This window comes from Pseudophaeobacter sp. C1-32P7 (genome assembly GCF_041008775.1).
Taxonomy (GTDB): Bacteria; Pseudomonadota; Alphaproteobacteria; order Rhodobacterales; family Rhodobacteraceae; genus Phycobacter; species Phycobacter gallaeciensis_A.
In genome coordinates this window covers 199,809-221,905 of record NZ_JAXGFR010000004.1, presented here as the reverse complement: position 1 = coordinate 221,905, position 22,097 = coordinate 199,809, and the positions used below count along the sequence as shown (strand labels likewise).

Below are 22,097 nucleotides of genomic sequence, written 5' to 3'. Positions count from 1 at the left end.
AGGAAGTCGCCCGCGCCCCAACCTAAAGCCGCACTGCTGAGACCGCGGATCAGGCGACCAGCGCTTCTGCCTTTTTCAGATCGACAGAAACCAGCTGGCTGACGCCTTTTTCCTGCATCGTCACCCCGAACAGCCGGTCCATGCGGGCCATGGTGACCGCGTGGTGGGTGATGATCAGGAACCGGGTATCAGTCTGGCGGCACATCTCGTCCAGAAGATCGCAGAACCGGGTCACATTGGCATCATCCAGCGGCGCGTCGACCTCATCCAGCACACAGATCGGCGCCGGGTTCGACAGGAAGACGGCAAAGATCAGCGCCATCGCCGTCAGGGTCTGCTCACCGCCGGAGAGCAACGACAGGGTCGATAGTTTCTTGCCTGGCGGCTGGCACATGATCTCCAGCCCGGCGTCCAGCGGATCGTCGCTTTCGACCATCACAAGGTTGGCCTCACCGCCGCCGAACAGATGGGTGAACAGCATCGCGAAACTGGCGTTGACCTGCTCAAACGCGGTCAGCAGCCGCTCGCGCCCTTCGCGGTTGAGGCTGGCAATCCCGCTGCGCAGGGTCCGCACGGCCTCTTCCAGATCCTGTTTTTCCGACACCAACTCGTCATGTTCGGTCTGGATCTCCCGGGCATCTTCCTCGGCCCGCAGGTTTACCGCACCCAGCGCATCCCGCTGCCGCTTGTGACGAGAAACCTCGGCCTCCAGCGTCTCGGCCGTGGGCATCTGATCAGGGTCGGTATCAAGCTGTTCCAGCAGTACCTGAGGCGCACAGTTCTGCTCTTCTGCGATCCGTTCCGCAGCATGGGTCACGGTTTCCCGCGCGGCCTCGAACCGGGCTTCGGATCTGGCCCGCGCCTCGCGCGCTTCGGAGGCCAGACGCTCGCAGTCGCGTTCAGTCTGCACCGTCTCGCGCAGCACCGCCTCTGCCGCGATCAGCGCATCGGTCGCTGCTGCCTTGCGTGCTTCGGCCTCTTCGATGGCCTCATTCAGCTCTTCCCGCTTTTCGGCAATCTCGGCGGGCACCGCGTGGGCGTCTTCCAGCTCTTCCTGAGAGGCCTCGCGCCGTTCGGCCAACTCAGCGATCCTGCGCTCGGCAGTGTCTAACCGGTGACGCCAGCCCGACAGGTCCTTGGTGACCTGCTGCGCCCGTTTGGTGCGTGCTTCGCCTTCGCGGCGCAGCTCATCATGGGCCGAGCGGTGGGTCAGCATGGTAATCCGCGCCGCCTCCACCTGCTGCTTGATCTCCTCGACCATGGCGCGGGCCTGCTCCAGATCCCCGAGTTCTGCCAGCGCGGTCTCGGCATCTGTCAATTGCAGGCGGGCGGCCATGGCGTCTTCTTCATGCCGGGTCACCGCGATGCCCAGGGTTTCCAGCTTGCCCTCGGCCATATTCCGGTCAGCCTCCGCCCTGCTCAGCGCCCGGGCGGCATCGGCAACGCGTTGATCGGCGGCGCGGCGGGCCTGGCGAGCCAGCTGATCCGCCTGAGACACCTCTTCCAATTTGCGCAGCAGCGCATCATGGGCAGCGCGGGCGCCATCCGCGCGGGCACCGACGCGTTCCAGATCCTGTTTCAGCGCCTCCAGCCGGTTCAGCTGTTCCAGCCGCAGGGCGGCGGCGCTTGGCGCATCTTCGGCCCAGGACCGATAGCCATCCCAGCGCCACAGATCGCCCTCCAGCGTTACCAGACGCTGCCCCGGTTGCAGCTGCGACTGCAGATCGCGGGCCGTGTCACCATCTACCAATCCGATCTGTCCGATCCGCCGCCCCAGCGCTACCGGGCCAGACACATATTTCGCCAGCGGCTCTACCCCATCAGGCAAAGGCACATCGCGATCATATCCCGCCAGTGTGACCCAGCCGGTCGGCCCGTCCACATCGGCCATCGGCGCGCGCAAATCATCGGCGAGCGCCGCGCCAAGCGCCTTTTCATAACCCGGGGCCACGCTCAGCTCATCCAGGATCTGGCCGCCTTCAGCAGTGTCCCGTTCCACCAGTTTCGCCAGTGCCGTGACCTCGGCGCGCAGGGTGCCCAACTCGCCCTCGGCCTCAGATCGCTGCGCGCGCGCCTCGGTTTCGCGTTCCTGCGTGTCCGCCCGCATTTCATCGGCAGCAGCGAGCGCCTCTTCGGCGGCCTCTGCGGCCTCCCGGGCGTCCTCCTCGGCAGTGACAGCCTCTTCGAACCGTTCAGTTGCTTGCTCCAGTGCCTCTTCGGCCTCTGCCTGGGCGCCGCGGGATTTCTCACCTTCATCCGTGGCCCGTTGCAGCGCACGCTGGCAATCCTCGACCAGCCGCCGCGCCGATTGGTGACGGGCCACCAGACGGGCCACATCCTCGGTGACCTGCGACAGGTGGTCCTCGCGGGCCTCAAGGATCTGCCCGGCATCGCGCGCCAGATCAGAGGCCTCGGCCAGACGATCCTCGTGGCCTTCGCTGGCCTTGGCCAGTTCCCGCTGTTCCCAATCCAGCCGTTCGATGGTTTCGCCCGCATCCCGGTTCAGCCCGGTCTCGCGCTCGATATCGTTGCCGAGCTGCTGAATACGGGAGGTCAGCCGCTCAATGGCCTGGCGTGCCTGCGCGTCCTGATCGCTGAGCGCATCGCGCTGCACCATCAGCCGCTGCAGGATTGCCGCCGCGATGGCTTCCTCTTCGCGGAGGGGCGGCAGGGCGGCCTCATCCTCGGCCCGCTTGGCGCCCGCTGCGCGGCTCAGCGCCTCAGCCTTAGCCGCCTGGGTGACGCGGGTACTCAGCTCTTCCTCAGCGGCGGCGCGGGCGTCGTCTGCCTCGCGCCAGCGGCGGTACAGCAGCATGCCCTCGGCGAGGCGCAGTTTTTCCCCGATATCACGATAGCGCTGCGCCTGTTTCGCCTGACGCGCCAACTGCGACAGCTGCGCCGCCAGCTGTTCGATCACATCATCGACGCGCAGCAGGTTCTGTTCGGTGTTCTTCAGCTTCAGTTCTGCCTCGTGGCGGCGCTGATAAAGGCCCGAGATGCCGGCCGCCTCTTCCAGAATACGGCGGCGCGCCTTGGGTTTGGCATTGATCAGTTCGGAAATCTGCCCCTGCCGCACCAGCGCAGGCGAATGCGCCCCGGTCGAGGCATCGGCAAACAGCATCTGCACGTCCCGCGCGCGCACATCCTTGCCGTTGGATTTATAGGCGCTGCCCACATCGCGGGTGATCCGGCGCACGATTTCCAGCTGATCGCTGTCGTTGAACCCCGAGGGTGCCAACCGGTCGCTGTTGTCGATCTGCAGGCTGACCTCGGCGAAATTTCGCGCCGAACGGGAGGTCGTCCCGGCAAAGATTACGTCCTCCATACCGCCGCCACGCATGGCCCGGGCGCGGGTTTCGCCCATCACCCAGCGCAGCGCCTCCAAAAGGTTCGACTTGCCACAGCCATTCGGCCCGACAACGCCGGTCAGCCCATCCGCGATGATCAGATCGGTCGGATCGACAAAGCTTTTGAAGCCATTGAGCCTGAGTTTGGAAAAGCGCAAAGCCGCCCCTGAGTGATTCCGTGATAGTGAACCTCAGCAGGTTCGCGGGTCTTGAGTCAACGCTACAGCCCCCAAATCGGGCAAGCCTGCCTTCTTTGGCCACTATATCTTGTGGATAATCCCGAGAAATACAGCCTCAGCGGGAAAAATTGCCGGAACTGGCCTTTTACGGGCAGGACAAACGCCCGACAAGCACCGCCTGATCACCGCTGACCCAGAGGACACGGCAGCCGGTAGAGGCCGCCATTGCCCGTCTGGCCCGGTGCCGCAGTGGTCCCAGCCGGGGCGCATATTGCGGGTTGATGCGCACCGCCTCGACCAGAGTCCCGCGCTGACGGATATCAAAGGTGCTGCCCTCAACCGTAATCCGCGCAGGCGCAACACCCCGGAAATGCGCACTCGGGGTATCACAGCCCGCCACCAGCAGAACGCACAGAAGACTCAGTACACGCATGGCCGCCTCACGGTTGCTTCCTCGCCCTCAATAGGAGAGGCTCGGAAGTGACTATACCACCTCTGCGCTGACCTGCCGAGGCGACACAGCGTCCAGCTCTGCCAGAGTCTCTGCGATCAGACGGGCCAGACGAGCGATCCCCTCTTCAATCGCCGCCTCATCCAGCACCGAATAGCTGAGCCGGATCGTGTTGGTGCCACCGCCATCGGCAAAAAAGGCCTGACCGGGCACAAAGGCCACCTTCACGCTGTCCAGCGAGCGCGCCAGAAGTTGTGCCCCGTCCAGCCCCGCAGGCAGAGTAATCCAGATGAACATCCCGCCTTCGGGGCGGGTCCAATCCACGCCCGGCGGCATGTGCTGCTTCAGCGCGCGCAGCATGGCATCCCGGCGCGCCTTGTAAGCGGCGCGGACCTTTTCCACATGGCTGTCGAACTGCTGTCGTGCGACGGTGTTTACCGCCATCTGGTTCAGGGTTGGCGAGTGCAAATCCGCCGCCTGTTTGATCAGCACCATCTGTGCAATCACCGGCCGGGCCGCGACGATCCAGCCAACGCGAAGCCCTGGCGACAGGGTCTTGGAAAAGGTGCCGCAGTAGATTGTGCGGCAGTTGTCCAGCGTTCCCTTCTTCGCCTGCTCAAGCGCCAGAATAGGCGGCACCGGATCGCCGTCATAGCGCAGGTCCTGATAGGCACCGTCTTCGACGATGGCGCATTGCAGGTCTTCGGCGAGATCCAGCAGACGTTCCCGGTCGGCCTGACCGACGGTCTCCCCAGTGGGGTTGGCAAAATCCGCTGACAGATAGGCGAATTTGACCGCCCCACCATTCTGTGCGGCGTCATCGCGATAGCTTTGTGCCGTGCGGTTCCCGGAAAGGTTCAGCTGATCATAGCGCGGTTCGTAGGCGTTGAAGGCGGCCAGCGCCCCCAAATAGGTCGGCGCCGTCACGAGCGCGGTGTCCCCTGGCGACAGGAACAGTTTGCCAAGGTAATCCAGCCCCTGCTGCGAACCAGAGGTGATCAGGATGTTGTCCGGTTCGCAGTCTACGCCCATGCGCGCCATCTGGCCAACGATCCATTCTTTCAGCGGCGGGTACCCTTCGCTGACCGAATATTGCAGGGACTGTGCTTGCTGTCCGCCGGACAAGGCCCCTTGGAACGCTTCGGCAAAAGCCTCGGCCGGGAACAGGCCCGGGTCGGGAATGCCACCTGCAAAGGACAGAATGCCCGGCTGATCCAGAAGTTTCAGCAATTCGCGGATTTCCGACGCCTTCATCCGCATCGCACGACTGGCAAATATGTCTTTCAGCTGCATGAGACCCTCCTGACTGCACGCCTTTGGGCGATTGGCAATCTTTATTGCAGGTAAGTCAATATAACTGACCTTTTGTTTCAAAAAGGTGATCGGGCTTTTACGGATCTTGCGCATGACTTGCGGTCTTGCCTGAGATGCGGTCATATGATTTGACCAATTCGGGAAAACCACTCCCGTCCTGCAATACACAGATCCCGAGGCTCCGATGCCGTTTCAGAAAGTTCAGCCGGAAAAACTCTCGACCTCGGTCGTGCGCCAGATCGAGCAGCTGATTCTGCGAGGTATCCTGTCGCCTGGTGAGCGCCTGCCGGCCGAGCGGGAACTAGCGGAACGTCTGGGCGTATCACGCCCCTCGCTACGCGAAGCCATCGGCGAATTACAGGAACGCGGGCTTTTGACCTCGAAAGCGGGATCAGGTGTTTTTGTCGGCGATGTTCTGGGCTCAGCCTTTTCCCCCGCGCTGGTGCAGCTGTTTTCCAGCCATGATGAGGCGCTGTTCGATTACCTGTCCTTCCGCCGCGACATGGAAGGTCTGGCCGCCGAACGTGCAGCGCGGCTGGGGTCAGACGATGATCTGAAAGTAATCCAGACCATCTTTGACAAGATGAAAGCCGCTGGAAACCCCGCCGAATCCGAAGAAGCGGCAAAGCTGGATGCGCAGTTTCATTCCGCGATCATGGATGCCAGCCACAACGTGGTGATGCTGCATATGATGCGGTCGATGATCGATCTGCTGCGCGAAGGGGTGTTCTACAATCGCAAGGTCATGTTTCAGCAGTATACCTCGTATGAGGCGATCCTGGAGCAACACGAAGCCATCAATGCCGCATTGCAAGCGCGTGATCCCGCGGCAGCGCGCGCAGCCGTGGAACGGCATCTGGATTATGTGAAACAGGCCCTGATGGACCACCAGCGCGCCGAGCGGAACGCCGATGTTGCCCGGCAGCGGCTAGAACACGAAAAAAGCAAATCCTGACCCAGACGGGCGGACTTTGAACGACTGCGCCCACGCGACACAGCCATCTGCGCCTAGTGCAGGCTTTTCCGCCAGTCGATGATCGCCTTGCCAAGCCGATCCGCGATCTTCTGAAAATCGCCACTGCTCAGCAGCTCTGCCGCCGCATCACGCCGGTTCTTTTCCACACAGGTCGCGATATGACCCGCCGCCTGATGAAAACGACTATGCGCCTGCGCTACAGCCTGAAAGTACGGAGAGTCACCGATTTCGGGATCCTGGCGCAGCTTTACCAGCCATTTTCCAAAAGTGCATTGGTCGTCTTGGGAAATCTGCTCTGCCGACCAAGGCAGCTTGCCGGTCGCAACGGCCTCTTTAAGCTGTAGTTTCCAGCATCCATGCGCGCCGACCGCGTCTTTAATCTGCCGGTCCAGATCTACCTTGTCCATCCGGACACCTTTCAAAACTGCTACTCATAACAACCATAAAACCATAACCGAGCATACGTAAATGATGGTTAACGCCGCCGGGCTGCTGATCCGTGAAATACTACCGGCCCGGTGGCACCGCCTGTGGAGAGAGCACAGGGACGTCCATCCGGGCGGGAGAAGGGGCGCGTTGCAACCCGTTTTAATCTTCTTCAGGCGGCTGCAAAATCCATCAGGAAGCCACGCGACGGATCGGTCTCTGCCAGCCGTTTGCGAACCGGTCCCAAGGCGCCAAGGCATTGCGTGTCGATGATGCTTGCACCTGCGGTTTCCAGCGCCACGGCGATTGCCAGCGGTTCAAACGCACCCGACGGTCCCATCGGGTGAAATGTCTTCAGGCGGCTTTGCTGCGGCGTCATAGCGTCCTCCGGTTCCTTTGAACGTTGCTCAATCCACCATACCCGACAGGCCTGCGCGCCGCAGCACGGCAGGAGAACAGTCAGCGATGCTGACGGGTTAGCCCTCCTATCCAAAAGGATGGGAAACGGTCCCGACCCGCAGAAGACCCCGGAAACGCAAAAACCCGGGCGTTACTGCCCGGGTTTTCTAAGGTTTTAAACTGACTGTGGATCAGTGCAGTTTGGCGTCCACATCCGCGATGGCCGCGTCGATCAGCTTGTTCGCCTCGGTTGCAGTCATCTGCTTGGCGATAACCTGATCCGCAGCTGCAACCGCGATGGAAATGGCCTGATCACGCACTTCCTTCACAGCCGATGCTTCGGCAGAAGCGATCTGCTCTTCGGCTGCGGCCAGACGGCGTGCAATCGAGGTTTCCAGATCGGATTTTGCTTCATCTGCGGCTTTGACGGCGTCCTCGCGGGCGGCCGCAACGATGCGGTCGGCCTGCGCCTGGACTTCCTGCTGCTTACGCTCGTAGGAGGCCAGGATGGTCTGGGCTTCTTCCCGCAGGGCGCGGGCTTCGTCCAGCTCTTTCTGGATACCTTCGGCGCGCGAATCCAGCTGGCTCCCCAGCAGGCTCGGCACCTTCACGAACAGCAGAATGCCGACGAACAGAAGGAAGGCGATCAGAACAACAAAGTTGGTGTTGCTCATGGACAGGAACGGACCACTTGCGGCAAAGGCCGGGGAAGTGGCGCCAAGGGTCAGGGCAATTGCCAGAACTGTGCGCATGTCCTTATCCTTTCATCCGTTCATCGACCGCAGCCGATACCGCTTTCGCGTCCGCCTTGCCGCCCAGTGCTGCAACCAGCGCCTCTGCGGTGTCGGTCGCCACAACCTTCACGCTTTCCAGCGCGCCGGCTTTGATCTCTGCGATGGCCTTTTCGGACTCGGCGGCCTTATCGGCGATCTGTGCATCCGCCTTGGCGATTGCATCGTTCAGATCGGCCTGAATTTCCGCGCGGGTCTCGGCGGCGATACGCTGCGCCTCGGCGCGTGCGTCGGCCAGAGCCTTGTTATATGCGTTTTCGGCCTCGACCGCTTTGGCTTTCAGATCTTCAGCCGCGGCGAGGTCATTGGTGATCGTTCCCTGGCGTTCCGCCAGTACCGCCGCGATGCGGGGCAGAGCCACGCGCGACAGAATGAGGTAGATCACGACCAGCGCAACGGCGAGCCAGAAGATCTGGTTTCCGAAGGTCGAGAAATCCAGTTGCGGCATGCCCGGTGCAGACCCGTGCGCTGCGTCCGCCGCGCCGTGTGCTGCCTCTTGCGTATTTGATGCCATGTCGTTCTCCTTGGGAACTTGCCGTTACACCGGGCAGCGCGATGATCCGCACTGCCCGGCCGTAAGGATTGAGGTTCCTGAGGTCTTAGACAGCGAACATCAGCAGCAGAGCGACCAGGAACGAGAAGATGCCCAGAGCTTCTGCAAAGGCGATGCCGATGAAGAGGGTTGCGGTCTGGCCGGCGGCTGCCGACGGGTTGCGCAGAGCGCCTGCCAGGAAGTTGCCGGCTACGTGGCCCACACCGATTGCGGCTGCGCCGGAACCGATTGCTGCCAGGCCTGCGCCGATGAACTGACCGAGTTGTGCGATATCGCCTTCCATGGGTTTTCTCCTTACGATGGAATTGGTGATTTAGGGTCTCGGGTGAGCCGGACAGCTCACCCGGATGAGGGAACGATCCTGCCTTAGTGGCTCGGGTGCAGTGCGTCCTTGAGGTACACGCAAGTCAGGATGGTAAAGACGTAGGCCTGGATGAAGGCCACGAGAACTTCGAGGGCGTAAACTGCGGTGATGGCAAAGATCGGCAGGAAGCTGAACGCGCCCAGAGCGGCAGCAAAACCTGCGAACACCTTCAGAACCGCGTGGCCAGCCATAACGTTACCCGCAAGACGAATGGAGTGGCTGACGGGGCGCACGAAGTAGGAAATCAGTTCGATGATGGCCAGGATGGGGCGCAGCGGCAGCGGCGCGCTCGACACCCAGAACAGGCCCAGGAAACCAGCGCCGTTCTTGACGAAACCAACGATGGTCACTGTGAAGAACACCAGCGCAGCCAGAACCGCGGTCACAGCGATGTGCGAGGTGGTGGTAAAGGACATCGGCAGCAGACCCAGGAAGTTCGCCATCACGATGAACATGAACAGGGTCATGATGTAGGGGAAGAACTTCACACCGTCCTTGCCTGCAACGTCTTCAACCATCTTGTAGATGAAGCCGTAGGCCAGTTCCGCAACCGACTGGGCACGGCTCGGCACGATGGCGCGGCGCGAAGAGCCCAGAACCAGCAGCGCGAAGACTGCAACAACCGCGAGGCCCATCCACAGGGTCACGTTGGTGGGGGTGTACCAGGAAATGTGGTCACCGCCGAACAGCGGGGTCACGATGAACTGATCCATCGGGTGGATCGCCAGGGCGGCGTGCTCGGGTGCAAACACAACCCCTGCTACAAGGGCCAGCGCCAGTGCCGCGTAAAAGAAAATCTTGCCCATCTGTCCGTGTCTCCTGTCGCCAGTGCCTTCCCCCTTAGGGTCAGCCCCGGTCTTGCGCATTTTTGTCGGCCTCTTCGGCCAGTTTCTCGTTCTGGATCTCCTGCGCCGTGCGAAGCATGGTCTTCACCCCGGCGGCAAGCCCCAGCATTATGAACAGCACCATGAAGATGGGCAGGGTTCCAAACAGGTGGTCCAGCCCGTATCCGATGCCAAAGCCGATCCCGAGGCCGGCTACCAATTCGATCACCATCCGCCAGGCCTGATTGGCCAGAGAGTAGTGTTCATCCACGCGCGGCTTGGGCTCCTGGGCCTTACGCGCCTCCGCCAGCTTTGCCTCCAGCTGCGCCATGCGCTGCTTTTGGTCGTCATCTGTCACGGGCGCCATCCTCACGTGAATTCTGAAGAGCGTGCTAAGGGGTGCGGGGCTCAGAGTCAATTGCCCAGATAGGGCTGCGACAAGCAGCCTACCGCATTGACATTAAACCACATTTTAAACCACCGCCATCGCCGGGTTTGTCGAACAGAAGGCCAGATGCGCCGATTCCGGGCAAAAACCCTTATTCAACTTTCCGGTTAAGTAAGAAAACAGCGCCTAAGCGCAGCCCACAACCGAAGTGCCAACTTCCCCCGTCCCCTTGTGCTGACAGCCGATGTTCACTCTTGCATCTCCGCGGCACAGGACCGAGTGTGCAGAGATTGTTTCAGGAGAGCAGCATAGACGTTCAAATCTTCGCGGCACTGGCCTCTGGCGCTCTGACGGCCGGTTTTATCAATGGCTTCGCCGGGTTCGGTACCGCGCTTGTCGCGTCAGGTTTTTGGTTCCTTGTCCTGCCGCCCCATATCGTGCCGCCGCTCATCATCGTGTCCGCATTGGCGGCGCAGCTTGTAGGCCTGCTTGGCTTGTCGACAGATATGAACTGGCGCAAGAGCAGCTATTTGATCTCAGGTGGCATTCTTGGCGTTCCCATAGGCGCGGCCATGCTGGCCCTGCTTGACCCGGGCCTTGTCAAATCTGCGGTCGGGGGCTTTCTGGTTGCCTACGCGCTGCTGCAATTTGCAGGCTGGCCCAAAAAACGCACCAAAGCCCGGGCGGAAGGACACGCGGATCGGTTTGTCGGACTGGCCGGTGGCATCATGGGCGGCTTTGCCGGGCTGTCGGGTGTCGCACCGCTGGTCTGGCTACAACTCAGAGGCTTTAGCGCCAACGAACAACGGGAACGCTATCAACCGTTCAATCTATTGGTATTGGCATTTGCCGCTGGCGCCATGCTGCTGATCGGAAAGCTGGACCAAGAGCTGATGTTCTTCGCTGCAATCTCAGCCCCCTTTACCCTGATCGGCGCGTTTGTCGGTGTCAGGGCCTTCAAAGGCATAAGCGACGCGGGTTTTCGCAGAGCGGTTCTGCTTCTCTTGTTGATCTCTGGCGGGCTTATCGTCGCGCAAAGCCTGTAGCCCAGAGCCATCTCATCGATGCTTCCCTTTGCAGACGGCGCAGAATACTGTGCGCGAAGATGTCTAGTGATCTCGATACCGTCTTTGCCGCTCTCGCCGATCCCACACGGCGGGCGATCCTGACCATGTTGCTCGAAGACGACATGGCCGTCACCGATGTGGCCGATCCTTTCGAGATGTCTTTGGCGGCGATCTCCAAGCATTTGACCATCCTGACCCGGGCCGGGCTCATCGCGCAGGAAAAACGCGGCCGGGTGAAATGGTGCAAGCTGCAACCGGACGCCCTGCGCAGCGCCTCGGTCTGGATGCAGGGGTTTGGCCAGTTCGAGCCGGTGAACCTTGATGCCTTTGAACGGTTTCTCGCCACCGAACTCGGCAGCGACACGGCAGAGGCCAGCGAATAACCCCATCGGGCCCGCCCCTCAGGTCGGGGCGCGGGCCGGTTTCGCGTCATCTTCCAGCAACAGCACCAGCGCGATGACCGTTAGAGCGATCCCTACCAGCAACAGCCCAGATGGCACCGGACGCCCCAACGCGATTTCCCAGACAATCACCCAGCTGGGCGTCAGATAAGTATAAGCCATGACCTTGGCCGAGGGCAGGTGCAGGGTTGCGTATTGCAGCAGGACAAAGGTCGTCGCGCTGGCAAAGATCGCCAGATAGAAAAGTCCGATCCAGACAATGCCCGGCAGGTTCATCCAATCCGTGCTGCGGATATCGTTCCAGCCAAAGACGGTCAGGATCACCCCGCCAGCGATCAGCATCCCGAAGGTAAAGACCACCGCAGGCTCGCCCCGGTTCAGCTTGCGCACCATAGGGGTATAGATCGCGTGGGAAACACAGCCGATGAAATAGATCATTTCGCCCTGCCCGATCTCAAAGGCGGTAAAGGCGGACCAATCGGCGTGGAAGATGACCCAGAGCGCGCCGGTGGCTCCGATGGCCAGCGCCAGCGCCATACGCGGCGTTGTCACCTGCCGCAGCAGGATCCAGCCGAAGACCCCGCTCATCACCGGCGTCAGGGTAAAGACCGCTGAGGCGCTGACCGGATCTGCTGTCTTCAGCCCATAGAACATCAGCACAAAATAGGCCGCGAACAGTCCGCCCAGCACCAGAAACCGCCATGGAGCGCGAAAATGGCTGGCGCGGAACTTCCGCGTGCCGAGCGCCACAGCGCCGATCAGCACCGCCGCAAGGGCAAACCGCGCCGCGTTGAGCGCCGCCGGGGCGATTTCATTGGCAACCATTACCCCAAGCGAGAAAGACCCCGCCACCAGAGCCGAGAACAGCAGCATGGCGATATGGCCGCGCAGAGCCGGGGTCAGGCCACCCATTCTTTCGACCTTTCCTTCAGGAACTTCAGGAAGCTCTGCACCTTGTTGGTACGGTGCAGGTCCACGTGGGTCACCAGCCACAGGCTGCCTTCCCATTCCTTCAGCGGCTCCATCATCGGCACCAGATTACTGTGCCGGGCGGCTTCCCACAGGGACATGAAACCGATCCCGGCATCGGCAAGAATGGCCTCCTGCATCGCAACACCGTCCGTGCAGCGGAACATGATCGTCTCGGGCGTAGTGTGATCCCGCAGCCACCTGTTAAAGGGCGCCCGGCTGTCTGCGTTGTCGCTGCCGACGAAACGGTGGTTCGGCAGATCCTCTACCCCATTCAGCATGCCGTGCTTGTCCACGTAACTCTGGGTGGCGAACAGCCCCACTCGCTGGCTCAGAAAGGGTTGCACCACGTTATCGGGTTGATCGGGGGCATTGCCCGCCCGCAGCGCCACATGCGCCTCACCATATTCCAGCCGAAACAGGCGCTCGCCGGTCAGATAGCGGATGATCAATCCAGGATGCATCTGCTGAAACTCGGTCAGCACCGGCACCAGAAGATGCGAGAGGGACGACAGAGAGGTCACCACCAGCTCGCCCGTGACCTCATCCCCCTGCCCTTTGAGCCGCCCGGCCAGCTGGCTGAACTGATCGTCCGTGGTCTGCGCCACCCGCAGCAGGTCCTGCCCCGCTTCGGTCGGGGTATAGCCGCGCGCGTGACGCTGGAACAGTTTCACCCCCATCCGGGCTTCGATTGCGTCGATATGGCGGATGACCGTGGCGTGGTGGACCCCCAGAACCTCTGCCGCGCCGCTGACCGTTCCCATGCGAGCCACCTGATAGGCCGTACGCACCTCATCCCAGTTTTCCATTCCGGTCTCCGTCTGCAAATTACCCAGTTGCGCACGCACGCACACGAGCTGTGATTTATCAGCGATTGTGTTCAGTTTTGCAATCGTACATCTCAATAGCAGAGCTTCACTCGTGAACAGGAAAAAGACAATGACCAAGACCGTATTGCATATCGACTCCTCGGCCCGCCGCGAAGGTTCGGTGTCCCGTGACCTCAGCGCCAAGATCGTTGACCGCCTGGCAGCAGACACAGTTGTCCGCCGCGATCTGGCCACGCCGCTGCCGATGCTGAGCGAGGACTGGATCAATGCCAACTTCACCCCGGCCGATCAGCGCAGCGACGAGCAGAAACAGCTTCTGGCCCAGTCCGATGCCTTGGTGGAAGAACTGAAAGCCGCAGACACACTGGTCATCGGCGCGCCGATCTACAACTTTGCCGTTGCCTCCAGCCTCAAGGCCTGGATCGATCTGGTTGCCCGCGTCGGCGTGACCTTCAAATACACCGATCAAGGCCCGGTTGGCCTGCTGGAGGGCAAGCGCGCGATTATCGCCCTCGCCTCCGGCGGTACCGAAATCGGCTCCTCCATCGACTTTGCCTCCGGCTACCTGCGCTACATGCTGGGCTTCATGGGCATCACCGACGTCGAAATCGTGGCGGCTGACACGCTGGCCGTCGATGCGGATGCAGCCCTGGCGCGCGCCAACACCCAGATCGAGTCGCTGGCGGCCTGATCCCCGGCCCTTCTCGGGACACACAAAAAACAAAAGAGCCCCCGCATCGGGGGCTCTTTGCGTTTAAAATGCTGCCTGAATGGCAACAGGCCGGGCGATCAGGCCTCGATCTCTTTGATCATGTCGACGCGTGTTGCGTGGCGGCCACCTTCGAATTCGGCAGACAGAAAAGCGTCAGCGATCTCCAGCGCCAGACCTTCACCCACCACGCGGGCACCGATCGACAGGATATTGGCATCGTTGTGTTCGCGGATCATCCGGGCCGAAAACGGGTCAGAGCAAACGCCGCAGCGGATGCCTTTGACTTTGTTCGCGGCCATCATGATGCCCTGCCCGGTGCCACAAAGGATGATGCCCAGGTGGCAATCGCCCGAAGCCACTTTCTGCGCCGCTGCTTCGCCGTGCTTGGGGTAATGGGTGCTTTCCGGCGAGGTCGGGCCGATGTCAACCACCTCCCAGCCCTGTGCCTCGATATGCTTGGCGATGGCCTGCCGCATGTCGATCGCGGCATGATCGCTGGAAAGAACGATACGTTTGGTGTCTGCCATGATAAAGGTGTTCCCTTGATGATGTTGCGGATCAGACGGCGGCTGTGCCTCAGATCCAGTTTACCGCAACCCCGATGCGGTCGAAGAATGCCAGCAGATCGCCGCGCGGCATGACCACGGTGCGGTCGTTGACCAGCGGATGCATGTTGATCACATCCACGTCCTGCGCGGCGCGATCCAGATAGAATGTCACGTTCTTTTCGACGCCGGTGATCATCGCCAGCGGGCTGACAGCGCCGGGCCGGATGCCCAGATGCTCCATCAATCGGTCTGCCGATCCAAAGCTGAGCCCGGGCGCGCCGATCTCCTTGCCCAGTGCCTTGAGGTCAACCTCGCGGTCCTGCTCGACCGAGATCAGATAATTCCGCTTCTTGCGGTCACGCAAATAGAGGTTCTTGATCTTCAGCGCCGAGACACCCGGCTCGGCCATGTCGGCCTCGACCGTCTTGGCCTCTTCCACGGTCCGGAGCGGCACATGTTCATGCAGCCTGTAGGTCAGCCCCCAATCCTCCAGCCGCGCCAAGAGTGCGTCCGAGGAAACAGGCATGTCATCAAGTTGATCGGCTGTGGCGTCCGCTTTCGCTTCCATAGGCTCGCATTCCGCTCTATCTGAACTGTCCAGTTGACCCCTCTATTGCCGCAAATCGGCCGCAGGCACAATGCGGCCCCATCGCAGGCGCGCTCTGCAACGGCCTGCTCTGGCCCGCGCGGTTGACTCCTGCCCCCATCCGGCGTATCGACAGCCAACTTTCCGGAAGATCGCCCGAGTCTTCCGGTCCCCGTGCATTTGCCGGGGATCGCCCTCCACCAGCGTGTTACGCCCGTGGGGGCATTTGTGCATGGGCGTCATGGCCCCTACATACGGGGGCAGGAAACCGTAACCGGCTCAAGGAGGCCGCAAGGCATGTTTGAAAATCTATCCGAACGCCTTTCCGGTGTATTTGACCGGCTGACAAAACAGGGCGCCCTGTCCGAGGAAGACGTCAAGACCGCCCTGCGCGAGGTGCGTGTCGCGCTTCTGGAGGCAGACGTTTCGCTGCCGGTCGCCCGCGAATTCGTCAAGAAGGTGCAAAACCAGGCCACCGGTCAGGCCGTGACCAAATCGGTCACCCCCGGTCAGCAGGTCGTCAAGATCGTGCACGATGCGCTGGTCGAGACACTGCAGGGCGAAGGCGATCCCGGTGCGCTGAAAATCGACAACCCGCCCGCACCGATCCTGATGGTCGGTCTGCAGGGCTCGGGTAAGACCACCACCACCGGTAAGCTGGCCAAACGGCTGAAGGAAAAAGACGGCAAGAAGGTCCTGATGGCCTCGCTCGACGTTTATCGCCCCGCAGCGATGGACCAGCTGGCCGTTCTGGGCACCCAGATCGGCGTCGACACCCTGCCCATCGTACCGGGCCAGAAACCCGTCGACATCGCCAAGCGCGCCAAACAGCAGGCGGCGCTGGGTGGTTATGACGTCTATATGCTGGATACTGCCGGCCGCTTGCAGATCGACGAAGTCCTCATGCAGGAAGTCGAAGACGTGCGCGATGTCGTCTCGCCGCGTGAAACCCTGCTGGTCGTCGACGGTCTAACCGGTCAGGTCGCGGTCGAAGTCGCCGAGGAGTTCGATGCCAAGATCGGCATCTCCGGCGTGGTCCTGACCCGGATGGATGGCGACGGACGCGGCGGTGCCGCCCTGTCGATGCGCGCCGTTACCGGCAAGCCGATCCGCTTTGTCGGTCTGGGCGAGAAGATGGACGCCATCGAAACCTTTGAACCGGACCGGATCGCGGGCCGGATTCTGGGCATGGGCGACATTGTGGCCCTGGTCGAAAAGGCCCAGGAAACCATCGAGGCCGAACAGGCCGAGCGTATGATGAAGCGCATGATGAAGGGTCATTTCAATATGAATGACCTGAAGATGCAGCTGGAACAGATGCTCCAGATGGGCGGCATGCAGGGCATGATGCAGATGATGCCGGGCATGGCGAAGATGGCCAAACAGGTCGAGGATTCCGGCATGGACGACAAGGTGCTGAAGCGCCAGATCGCCATGATCCAGTCGATGACCAAGAAAGAACGCGCCAACCCCGCGCTGCTGCAGGCCTCGCGCAAGAAACGCATCGCCGCCGGCTCCGGCATGGAGGTCTCCGACCTCAACAAGCTTCTGAAGATGCACCGCCAGATGGCGGACGTGATGAAGAAGATGGGCAAGATGGGCAAAGGCAAGATGCTGAAACAGGCCATGAAAGGCATGTTCGGCAAAGGCGGCGGCATGCCCGATATGGCAGGCGGCATGCCCGGCGGAATGGATCCCAGCCAGATGGACCCCAAGGCGCTGGAAGCCGCGGCCAAGGCGATGGGCGGCAAGGGTGGCCTGCCCGGCGGTCTGCCGGGTCTGGGCGGCATGGGCGGTCTACCCGGTGGTCTCTCCGGTTTTGGCAAGAAGAAGTAACAGCTCATGACCGTGACCATTCCCACCATCGAAACCGAACGCCTGATCCTGCGCGCGCCGGAACTGTCGGACTTCGACGTGATGTGCGAATTCTACGCGTCCGAACGCGCCACCTACGTCGGTGGCCAGATGAAGCCCGAGCAAGTCTGGCGCCACCTCGCCTGCGAGATCGGTCACTGGCACATGCTGGGCTATGGCCGCTGGATGGTGGATGAGAAATCCACTGGCAAGGTTGCGGGCAACATTGGCCTCTGGAACCCGCATGGCTGGCCCGAGCCGGAAATCGGCTGGGACCTGTTCGAAGGTTTCGGCGGCAAGGGATACGCCACCGAGGCGGCAACAGCTGCGCGCTCTTTTGCTTATGACGTTCTGAGTTGGGACACCGTGATCAGCCTGGTGAACCCGGAAAACCACGCCTCTCGCGCGGTGGCAAAACGCCTTGGTGCGCGCCGCGATGGTGATTACACCCATCCGCGCCTTGGCACGCTGGAGCTTTGGCGTCACCTGTCCCCGGCAGAGGTCACCGACGGCGGCATGGAGGCTTATGCCTGATGCCAGCCTCCATCCCGACCATTGAAACCAAACGTTTGATCCTGCGCGGCCCCGAGCCCGAGGATTATCCGAACTTTAAGGCGACATTTTCGTCTTATCGCGCGCGTTTCATGGGCGGGCCGCTGAACCCGTATGAATCCTGGATGCTTTATGCCGCTGAAATCGGCCACTGGCAGATCCGCGGCTTTGGCATGTGGATGATCCACGACAAGGTCACGGACGAGACCTACGGCATGGCGGGCGGCTGGAAACCCGCAGGCTGGCCCGAGCGTGAAATCGCCTGGATCATCTGGCCCGAAAAGGCTGGAAAAGGCTACGCGCTGGAGGCGACCAGCGCCGCGCGGAGATATTTCTACGACACATTGGGCTGGGATGGGGCGGTCAGCTACATCGACCCCAAGAACCTCGATTCCATCCGCCTGGCCGAACGCCTTGGCGCCAAGAAGGACAATGATGCCGAGACCATCGACGGCAGCGACGCCGTCTACCGGCATCCCTCGCCCGAGGCGCTGAAGGGCAGCCAGATCGCCCATGGCATCGAGATGGAAATCAGCCACTACGCCGACCCGCTGTTCAAACCGAAAGGATGGGCCATTGACTGACATGAGCAATGATCCTGTTGCACGCGCCGCCGAAATCCTGAAAGGGCACCGCGAAAGCATCGACCGGCTGGACGCGATCCTTGTCTATACCCTCGGCGAGCGCTTCAAGCACACCCAGGCAGTGGGCAAGCTGAAAGCCGAACACGACCTTCCCCCGTCCGATCCGGCCCGCGAGGCAAAGCAGATCGCACGGCTTGAAGACCTGGCAACTCAGGCGGACCTCGACCCTGAATTTGCCAAGGCGTTCCTGAACTTCATCATCGATGAGGTCATTCGCCACCATAAGAAACACCAAGAATAAGCGGGATTGATCCGACAATCGGAAATCCCGTTCAACGCCATCAAAGGAGAATGAAACCATGGCAATGAAAATTCGTCTGGCCCGCGGCGGCTCAAAAAAGCGTCCCTTCTACCGCATCGTGGCTGCTGACAGCCGCATGCCGCGTGACGGTCGCTTCATCGAGAAGCTCGGCACCTACAACCCGCTGCTGCCCAAAGACAGCGAAGAGCGCGTGAAAATGGACATGGAGCGTGTTCAGGCATGGCTCGACAAGGGCGCCCAGCCCACCGACCGTATCGCCCGGATGCTGGAAGCCGCCGGTGTGCGCGCCAAGACCGAGCGCAACAACCCCAAGAAAGCTGTTCCCGGCAAGAAAGCTCAGGAGCGCGCTGAAGAGAAAGCCGCAAAGGCCGCCGAAGCTGCTGAAGCCGCTGAAGCACCCGCAGACGCGGAATAAGACCATGACGCTGCGAAAGACCCGTGATCAGGGCGCCTTCCCTGAGGGCTTTCGCAGCGAATTGGACCGGTTGATGCGGCTTCGGCGCGATGTGCGCCGATTCCGCAGGGACCCTGTGGACGAGGCAGTGCTTGCGCGCTGCCTCTCTGCGTTTCTGCTGGCGCCCTCGGTGGGGCTCAGCGAACCTTGGCGCGTTCTACGTATCGAAAGCGATACCGCCCGCGCCGCAGCCCTTGAGAATTTCAAGGCCGCCAACGCCGAAGCGTTGCAAGGCTACTCTGGCGCACAAGCCGAACGTTACGCCGGGCTGAAACTCTCGGGCATGCAGGAGGCGCCGGTGCAACTGGCGATCTATTGCGACGATGCCACCAGCAAGGGGCACGGTCTGGGCGCAGGCAGCATGCCGGAAATGCGGCGTTATTCCGTGGTCTGCGCCATCACCCTGTTCTGGCTGTCGCTGCGCGCCGAAGGGTTGGGCCTTGGCTGGGTCTCGGTGCTGGATCCCGAGCAGCTGAACCGCGATCTAAAGGCCCCGGAAGGTTGGCAGCTGATCGGCTATTTCTGCATTGGCCACCCCGAAGTCACCGAGGACGAGACCCCGGAACTAGAACAGCAAGGCTGGGAAAGCCGCCGGGACGGCCTGCCGGTCGAAACCCGCTGATCCGCAAGACGGCATCTGCCGACCTCTTGGAGGCGGCCAGCGAAACTTCGCCTTGTCATGAACACCCCAATGGCTCAGATAGGGTTGGATGAAACCGGTCTGCGATCAACAGTTACACAGGATACAGCCATGAGCGATCTGATTTGCATCGGCGCGGTGGCCGGCGCCTTCGGGGTACGGGGTGAAGTCCGCCTGAAAAGCTTTTGCGCCAATCCCGAGGACATTGCGACGTATGGCCCGCTCAGTTCCGAGGACGGCAGCCAGAGCTATACTGTGTCACTGACATCGGTAGTCAAAAACGGCTTTGCTGCGCGCCTTGGCGGGGTGGAGACCAAGGAACAGGCGGATGCGCTGAAGGGGCTGCGCCTTTTTGCCCCGCGCGATCGCCTGCCAAGCCTGCCGGATGATGAGTATTATCATGCCGACCTGATCGGTCTTGATGTCTATGATACCGGCGGCACCCTGCTGGGGCAGGTGAAATCGGTACAGAACCACGGCGCGGCCGATCTGTTGGAACTGCACGGCCCTGGGATGAAGAACACGGTTCTGCTGCCCTTTACCCTTGCGGCAGTCCCGACAGTGGATCTGGAACAGGGCCGGATCATCGCCGACCCACCCGAAGGGTTGTTCTAAGCAACTGCAGAGCCTGCCACTCCTTACAGTTCAGTCGGTATGGTTTCTTTGAAACCAGTCAAAAACCGTCTCGACCCCACTCAGAAGGGTTATGTCCCGCTCCTGCAGCTCTGCCCCCGGTGCGGGTAGGCGCAGCCATGAGCGGTAGAGGCGATGCAGAAACAGGAACCGGAAGACCGGATCCTCTGTAAACCGGGCGCCATAGCCCGCTTCAAAGGCGGCCCAGTCGCTGCGCGCGACGCCGCCAAATCCAACCGCCTGCCCCTGCGCCCCGTCCCCTGTGGCCAGATGGTCCGGCAGGTTCGCCAGCCAGAGATTGGCAATATCCGAATGCGGCAGGGAAAACCGAGCGTTGGAAAAATCGATAAACGAGACCAGATCCTCGGTGATCAGGATGTTCCTGAAATGCAGGTCCCCATGCTGCAGCGCCGCCTGATAGGGCAGCCCCCGCGCCTCCCGGGCAAAGCGGTGCAACATCGCACAGAGGCCCAGAAACCTGTTTGGCTTGCGGATCTGCAAATCGCCCGCCCGCACCTTGGCGGCGCGGTCTTGCACCCGCTCAAGATGCGATTTTGGCCAAAACCGGCGCTGCTCCACCGCTCCGGCCGCATGCAACTGCGCCACGGCACCGCCAATCCGGCGCAGCAGAACCTCCCTATCGCCCAGGCCATGGTCCGCAAAGGCGAGCTCGCGATAGGCTGTTTCGCCCGGCGCAAACTCAAAAAGCGCGATGGGGCGCTCCGGATCCAGCCAGACCAGCCCCGGCACATTGACGCCCGGAACATCGCGCAGCGCCTGCGCCGCCGCGCGATGGCGGTCGTGGTGGGCACGCAAGACCGCCAGATTACCTTCGGCAAAATCCGCCCGCAGCACGAAACGCCGTTCGTCCGCCGTCCGGATCCCCAGCACTGCGCGGCTGTCCTGCCGGGACGAATTCACCTGCATCATACTGAAAGCGGCCCCATCCGGCGGCAGGCCGGTTTCTGCAGCGATCTGCGGCCAAAGCGCCATCGCGCGCTTCTCCACCTCTGCCACGGATGGCTTCTGGTGGAAGGCAGGCAGCCGGTTCATCATTTCATCGGGCATGGCAGGGGCAAAGCTTTCTGTTGCGACCGGCCCAGTTTCAACTAAACAACGGGATATGAGCAACCCGACAAAATCCCATGGCCGCAAGGCGATCCGCCCAACGCTGAAACCGCGTGAACTGATGACACCGACTCCGGATTTGGCCGGGGTGTGGAAGGTCAAGATCATGACCCTGTTTCCCACCGCCTTTCCCGGTGTGCTGGGCGAAAGCCTTACCGGCAAGGCCCTGCAGGAAGGGCTGTGGCAGATGGAGACCATCGACCTGCGCCAGTTCGGCGTCGGCAAGCATCGTAACGTGGATGACACCCCCGCAGGCGGCGGCGCCGGGATGGTGCTGCGCCCCGATGTTCTGGGCGAGGCGATCGACCATGCCATGGATGGGGTGCAGGGCAACTGGCCGCTGATCTACCTGTCGCCGCGCGGGCGACGCATGGACCAGAAGATGATGCAGAACTTCGCGCGTTGCGACGGCATGACCCTGCTGTGCGGGCGATTCGAAGGCGTCGATGAACGGGTCCTGGAACACTATGGCATTCAGGAAGTCAGCCTCGGCGATTTCGTGATGACCGGCGGCGAAATCGCGGCGCAGGCCCTGATCGACGCCACCGTGCGACTGATCCCCGGCGTCCTGGGCAACCAGGCCTCAACCGAGGAGGAAAGCTTTTCCTCCGGGCTGCTGGAACATCCGCAATACACTCGCCCCGCCGAATGGAAGGGCCGCGAGATCCCCGAGATCCTGATGTCCGGCCATCACGGCAAGATCGCCGAATGGCGTCACCAGATGAGTGAAGAAATCACCAAGGCGCGCCGCCCGGACCTATGGGACGCCTATTGCGAGACCAAGAAGGACTGATCCGGGGACGGA

27 protein-coding genes are annotated in these 22,097 nt (G+C 61.7%); 12 read left to right on the top strand and 15 right to left on the bottom strand.

Annotation, left to right across the window (positions count from 1 at the left end; genetic code table 11):
* Nucleotides 1-49: 49 nt before the first annotated feature.
* From SM763_RS07830 to SM763_RS07820, 3 genes are all read right to left on the bottom strand, one after another.
* Nucleotides 50-3,505 (bottom strand): chromosome segregation SMC family protein, encoded by a 3,456-nt coding sequence (locus tag SM763_RS07830; RefSeq protein WP_368998166.1) that lies wholly within the window; start codon nucleotides 3,503-3,505, stop codon nucleotides 50-52.
* Nucleotides 3,506-3,671: 166 nt separating this feature from the next.
* Nucleotides 3,672-3,959 (bottom strand): hypothetical protein, encoded by a 288-nt coding sequence (locus SM763_RS07825; RefSeq protein WP_274833341.1) that lies wholly within the window; start codon nucleotides 3,957-3,959, stop codon nucleotides 3,672-3,674.
* A 51-nt stretch (nucleotides 3,960-4,010) separates the two neighbouring features.
* Complete coding sequence (locus SM763_RS07820) at nucleotides 4,011-5,270, bottom strand: aminotransferase-like domain-containing protein (RefSeq protein ID WP_368998165.1); 1,260 nt, start codon at nucleotides 5,268-5,270, stop codon at nucleotides 4,011-4,013.
* Between the two features lie 205 nt (nucleotides 5,271-5,475).
* Here SM763_RS07820 and SM763_RS07815 point away from each other — a divergent pair, with 205 nt between their 5' ends.
* Nucleotides 5,476-6,246, top strand: coding sequence for a FadR/GntR family transcriptional regulator (locus SM763_RS07815; protein ID WP_065271554.1), 771 nt, complete (start codon nucleotides 5,476-5,478; stop codon nucleotides 6,244-6,246).
* A 53-nt stretch (nucleotides 6,247-6,299) separates the two neighbouring features.
* Here SM763_RS07815 and SM763_RS07810 read toward each other — a convergent pair whose 3' ends face one another.
* The 7 genes from SM763_RS07810 to SM763_RS07780 all read right to left on the bottom strand — a co-directional run bounded on the left by SM763_RS07810 (nucleotide 6,300) and on the right by SM763_RS07780 (nucleotide 9,991).
* On the bottom strand, nucleotides 6,300-6,674 hold the full coding sequence (locus tag SM763_RS07810) for a CZB domain-containing protein (protein WP_274830310.1): 375 nt from the start codon (nucleotides 6,672-6,674) through the stop codon (nucleotides 6,300-6,302).
* Between the two features lie 191 nt (nucleotides 6,675-6,865).
* Entirely contained in the window at nucleotides 6,866-7,072 is a 207-nt protein-coding gene (locus SM763_RS07805; protein ID WP_065271556.1) for a hypothetical protein, read from the bottom strand.
* 211 nt (nucleotides 7,073-7,283) lie between these two features.
* The gene (locus SM763_RS07800) at nucleotides 7,284-7,844 is read right to left on the bottom strand and encodes a F0F1 ATP synthase subunit B (RefSeq protein ID WP_065271557.1); all 561 of its coding nucleotides are present in this window, start codon (nucleotides 7,842-7,844) and stop codon (nucleotides 7,284-7,286) included.
* A 4-nt stretch (nucleotides 7,845-7,848) separates the two neighbouring features.
* Nucleotides 7,849-8,397, bottom strand: coding sequence for a F0F1 ATP synthase subunit B' (locus tag SM763_RS07795; RefSeq protein WP_274833337.1), 549 nt, complete (start codon nucleotides 8,395-8,397; stop codon nucleotides 7,849-7,851).
* Nucleotides 8,398-8,482: 85 nt separating this feature from the next.
* Entirely contained in the window at nucleotides 8,483-8,719 is a 237-nt protein-coding gene (locus SM763_RS07790; RefSeq protein WP_008205040.1) for a F0F1 ATP synthase subunit C, read from the bottom strand.
* A gap of 83 nt (nucleotides 8,720-8,802) precedes the next feature.
* On the bottom strand, nucleotides 8,803-9,606 hold the full coding sequence (locus SM763_RS07785; protein WP_065271559.1) for a F0F1 ATP synthase subunit A: 804 nt from the start codon (nucleotides 9,604-9,606) through the stop codon (nucleotides 8,803-8,805).
* A 40-nt stretch (nucleotides 9,607-9,646) separates the two neighbouring features.
* Nucleotides 9,647-9,991 (bottom strand): AtpZ/AtpI family protein, encoded by a 345-nt coding sequence (locus SM763_RS07780; RefSeq protein ID WP_197492345.1) that lies wholly within the window; start codon nucleotides 9,989-9,991, stop codon nucleotides 9,647-9,649.
* A 32-nt stretch (nucleotides 9,992-10,023) separates the two neighbouring features.
* Here SM763_RS07780 and SM763_RS07775 point away from each other — a divergent pair, with 32 nt between their 5' ends.
* Together SM763_RS07775 and SM763_RS07770 are read left to right on the top strand one after the other, a co-directional pair.
* Nucleotides 10,024-11,058, top strand: coding sequence for a sulfite exporter TauE/SafE family protein (locus tag SM763_RS07775; protein ID WP_368998164.1), 1,035 nt, complete (start codon nucleotides 10,024-10,026; stop codon nucleotides 11,056-11,058).
* Between the two features lie 59 nt (nucleotides 11,059-11,117).
* The gene (locus tag SM763_RS07770; protein ID WP_368948396.1) at nucleotides 11,118-11,462 is read left to right on the top strand and encodes an ArsR/SmtB family transcription factor; all 345 of its coding nucleotides are present in this window, start codon (nucleotides 11,118-11,120) and stop codon (nucleotides 11,460-11,462) included.
* Between the two features lie 18 nt (nucleotides 11,463-11,480).
* Here SM763_RS07770 and SM763_RS07765 read toward each other — a convergent pair whose 3' ends face one another.
* Together SM763_RS07765 and SM763_RS07760 are read right to left on the bottom strand one after the other, a co-directional pair.
* Entirely contained in the window at nucleotides 11,481-12,392 is a 912-nt protein-coding gene (locus tag SM763_RS07765; RefSeq protein WP_368998163.1) for a DMT family transporter, read from the bottom strand.
* Nucleotides 12,380-13,258: a LysR family transcriptional regulator gene (locus tag SM763_RS07760; protein WP_065271561.1), complete on the bottom strand. Its 879-nt coding sequence runs from the start codon at nucleotides 13,256-13,258 to the stop codon at nucleotides 12,380-12,382. The genes SM763_RS07765 and SM763_RS07760 overlap by 13 nt, the downstream gene beginning before the upstream one ends.
* 130 nt (nucleotides 13,259-13,388) lie before the next feature.
* Between SM763_RS07760 and SM763_RS07755 the strand changes: the two genes are divergently transcribed.
* Nucleotides 13,389-13,970 (top strand): FMN-dependent NADH-azoreductase, encoded by a 582-nt coding sequence (locus SM763_RS07755; protein ID WP_065271562.1) that lies wholly within the window; start codon nucleotides 13,389-13,391, stop codon nucleotides 13,968-13,970.
* A gap of 98 nt (nucleotides 13,971-14,068) precedes the next feature.
* Here SM763_RS07755 and rpiB read toward each other — a convergent pair whose 3' ends face one another.
* Nucleotides 14,069-14,518: a ribose 5-phosphate isomerase B gene (gene rpiB, locus SM763_RS07750; RefSeq protein WP_368998162.1), complete on the bottom strand. Its 450-nt coding sequence runs from the start codon at nucleotides 14,516-14,518 to the stop codon at nucleotides 14,069-14,071.
* A 49-nt stretch (nucleotides 14,519-14,567) separates the two neighbouring features.
* Nucleotides 14,568-15,107 carry a prolyl-tRNA synthetase associated domain-containing protein gene (locus SM763_RS07745; RefSeq protein WP_368998161.1) on the bottom strand — a complete coding sequence of 180 codons (540 nt, stop codon included), beginning with the start codon at nucleotides 15,105-15,107 and terminating at the stop codon, nucleotides 14,568-14,570.
* Between the two features lie 315 nt (nucleotides 15,108-15,422).
* Between SM763_RS07745 and ffh the strand changes: the two genes are divergently transcribed.
* From ffh to rimM, 7 genes are all read left to right on the top strand, one after another.
* On the top strand, nucleotides 15,423-16,961 hold the full coding sequence (ffh, locus tag SM763_RS07740; RefSeq protein ID WP_274830318.1) for a signal recognition particle protein: 1,539 nt from the start codon (nucleotides 15,423-15,425) through the stop codon (nucleotides 16,959-16,961).
* A 6-nt stretch (nucleotides 16,962-16,967) separates the two neighbouring features.
* Complete coding sequence (locus SM763_RS07735) at nucleotides 16,968-17,513, top strand: GNAT family N-acetyltransferase (protein ID WP_274830319.1); 546 nt, start codon at nucleotides 16,968-16,970, stop codon at nucleotides 17,511-17,513.
* Entirely contained in the window at nucleotides 17,513-18,115 is a 603-nt protein-coding gene (locus SM763_RS07730) for a GNAT family N-acetyltransferase (RefSeq protein ID WP_274830320.1), read from the top strand. The genes SM763_RS07735 and SM763_RS07730 overlap by 1 nt, the downstream gene beginning before the upstream one ends.
* A gap of 1 nt (nucleotide 18,116) precedes the next feature.
* The gene (locus SM763_RS07725) at nucleotides 18,117-18,416 is read left to right on the top strand and encodes a chorismate mutase (RefSeq protein WP_065271567.1); all 300 of its coding nucleotides are present in this window, start codon (nucleotides 18,117-18,119) and stop codon (nucleotides 18,414-18,416) included.
* Between the two features lie 58 nt (nucleotides 18,417-18,474).
* Nucleotides 18,475-18,852, top strand: coding sequence for a 30S ribosomal protein S16 (gene rpsP / locus SM763_RS07720; RefSeq protein WP_065271568.1), 378 nt, complete (start codon nucleotides 18,475-18,477; stop codon nucleotides 18,850-18,852).
* 4 nt (nucleotides 18,853-18,856) lie between these two features.
* Nucleotides 18,857-19,513: a 5,6-dimethylbenzimidazole synthase gene (gene bluB, locus SM763_RS07715; RefSeq protein ID WP_065271569.1), complete on the top strand. Its 657-nt coding sequence runs from the start codon at nucleotides 18,857-18,859 to the stop codon at nucleotides 19,511-19,513.
* A gap of 129 nt (nucleotides 19,514-19,642) precedes the next feature.
* On the top strand, nucleotides 19,643-20,146 hold the full coding sequence (rimM, locus tag SM763_RS07710) for a ribosome maturation factor RimM (protein ID WP_065271570.1): 504 nt from the start codon (nucleotides 19,643-19,645) through the stop codon (nucleotides 20,144-20,146).
* Nucleotides 20,147-20,176: 30 nt separating this feature from the next.
* Here rimM and SM763_RS07705 read toward each other — a convergent pair whose 3' ends face one another.
* Nucleotides 20,177-21,232, bottom strand: a complete 1,056-nt coding sequence (locus SM763_RS07705) for a phosphotransferase family protein (protein ID WP_368998160.1) — start codon at nucleotides 21,230-21,232, stop codon at nucleotides 20,177-20,179.
* A 55-nt stretch (nucleotides 21,233-21,287) separates the two neighbouring features.
* Between SM763_RS07705 and trmD the strand changes: the two genes are divergently transcribed.
* The gene (trmD, locus tag SM763_RS07700; protein ID WP_368998159.1) at nucleotides 21,288-22,085 is read left to right on the top strand and encodes a tRNA (guanosine(37)-N1)-methyltransferase TrmD; all 798 of its coding nucleotides are present in this window, start codon (nucleotides 21,288-21,290) and stop codon (nucleotides 22,083-22,085) included.
* Nucleotides 22,086-22,097 lie beyond the last annotated feature (12 nt).

Excerpts from the sequence above, each read along its gene's own strand:
- SM763_RS07755 (WP_065271562.1), top strand. The coding sequence starts at position 13,389 with ATGACCAAGACCGTATTGCATATCGACTCCTCGGCCCGCCGCGAAGGT.
- SM763_RS07765 (WP_368998163.1), bottom strand. The coding sequence starts at position 12,392 with ATGGGTGGCCTGACCCCGGCTCTGCGCGGCCATATCGCCATGCTGCTG.
- SM763_RS07790 (WP_008205040.1), bottom strand. The coding sequence starts at position 8,719 with ATGGAAGGCGATATCGCACAACTCGGTCAGTTCATCGGCGCAGGCCTG.
- SM763_RS07785 (WP_065271559.1), bottom strand. The coding sequence starts at position 9,606 with ATGGGCAAGATTTTCTTTTACGCGGCACTGGCGCTGGCCCTTGTAGCA.
- SM763_RS07815 (WP_065271554.1), top strand. The coding sequence starts at position 5,476 with ATGCCGTTTCAGAAAGTTCAGCCGGAAAAACTCTCGACCTCGGTCGTG.
- rimM (WP_065271570.1), top strand. The coding sequence starts at position 19,643 with ATGAGCGATCTGATTTGCATCGGCGCGGTGGCCGGCGCCTTCGGGGTA.
- SM763_RS07735 (WP_274830319.1), top strand. The coding sequence starts at position 16,968 with ATGACCGTGACCATTCCCACCATCGAAACCGAACGCCTGATCCTGCGC.
- SM763_RS07795 (WP_274833337.1), bottom strand. The coding sequence starts at position 8,397 with ATGGCATCAAATACGCAAGAGGCAGCACACGGCGCGGCGGACGCAGCG.
- SM763_RS07770 (WP_368948396.1), top strand. The coding sequence starts at position 11,118 with ATGTCTAGTGATCTCGATACCGTCTTTGCCGCTCTCGCCGATCCCACA.
- SM763_RS07730 (WP_274830320.1), top strand. The coding sequence starts at position 17,513 with ATGCCAGCCTCCATCCCGACCATTGAAACCAAACGTTTGATCCTGCGC.
- SM763_RS07725 (WP_065271567.1), top strand. The coding sequence starts at position 18,117 with ATGAGCAATGATCCTGTTGCACGCGCCGCCGAAATCCTGAAAGGGCAC.
- SM763_RS07805 (WP_065271556.1), bottom strand. The coding sequence starts at position 7,072 with ATGACGCCGCAGCAAAGCCGCCTGAAGACATTTCACCCGATGGGACCG.
- trmD (WP_368998159.1), top strand. The coding sequence starts at position 21,288 with ATGAGCAACCCGACAAAATCCCATGGCCGCAAGGCGATCCGCCCAACG.
- SM763_RS07800 (WP_065271557.1), bottom strand. The coding sequence starts at position 7,844 with ATGCGCACAGTTCTGGCAATTGCCCTGACCCTTGGCGCCACTTCCCCG.
- SM763_RS07760 (WP_065271561.1), bottom strand. The coding sequence starts at position 13,258 with ATGGAAAACTGGGATGAGGTGCGTACGGCCTATCAGGTGGCTCGCATG.
- rpiB (WP_368998162.1), bottom strand. The coding sequence starts at position 14,518 with ATGGCAGACACCAAACGTATCGTTCTTTCCAGCGATCATGCCGCGATC.
- SM763_RS07780 (WP_197492345.1), bottom strand. The coding sequence starts at position 9,991 with ATGGCGCCCGTGACAGATGACGACCAAAAGCAGCGCATGGCGCAGCTG.
- SM763_RS07820 (WP_368998165.1), bottom strand. The coding sequence starts at position 5,270 with ATGCAGCTGAAAGACATATTTGCCAGTCGTGCGATGCGGATGAAGGCG.
- ffh (WP_274830318.1), top strand. The coding sequence starts at position 15,423 with ATGTTTGAAAATCTATCCGAACGCCTTTCCGGTGTATTTGACCGGCTG.
- bluB (WP_065271569.1), top strand. The coding sequence starts at position 18,857 with ATGACGCTGCGAAAGACCCGTGATCAGGGCGCCTTCCCTGAGGGCTTT.
- SM763_RS07745 (WP_368998161.1), bottom strand. The coding sequence starts at position 15,107 with ATGGAAGCGAAAGCGGACGCCACAGCCGATCAACTTGATGACATGCCT.
- SM763_RS07810 (WP_274830310.1), bottom strand. The coding sequence starts at position 6,674 with ATGGACAAGGTAGATCTGGACCGGCAGATTAAAGACGCGGTCGGCGCG.
- SM763_RS07705 (WP_368998160.1), bottom strand. The coding sequence starts at position 21,232 with ATGCCCGATGAAATGATGAACCGGCTGCCTGCCTTCCACCAGAAGCCA.
- SM763_RS07825 (WP_274833341.1), bottom strand. The coding sequence starts at position 3,959 with ATGCGTGTACTGAGTCTTCTGTGCGTTCTGCTGGTGGCGGGCTGTGAT.
- rpsP (WP_065271568.1), top strand. The coding sequence starts at position 18,475 with ATGGCAATGAAAATTCGTCTGGCCCGCGGCGGCTCAAAAAAGCGTCCC.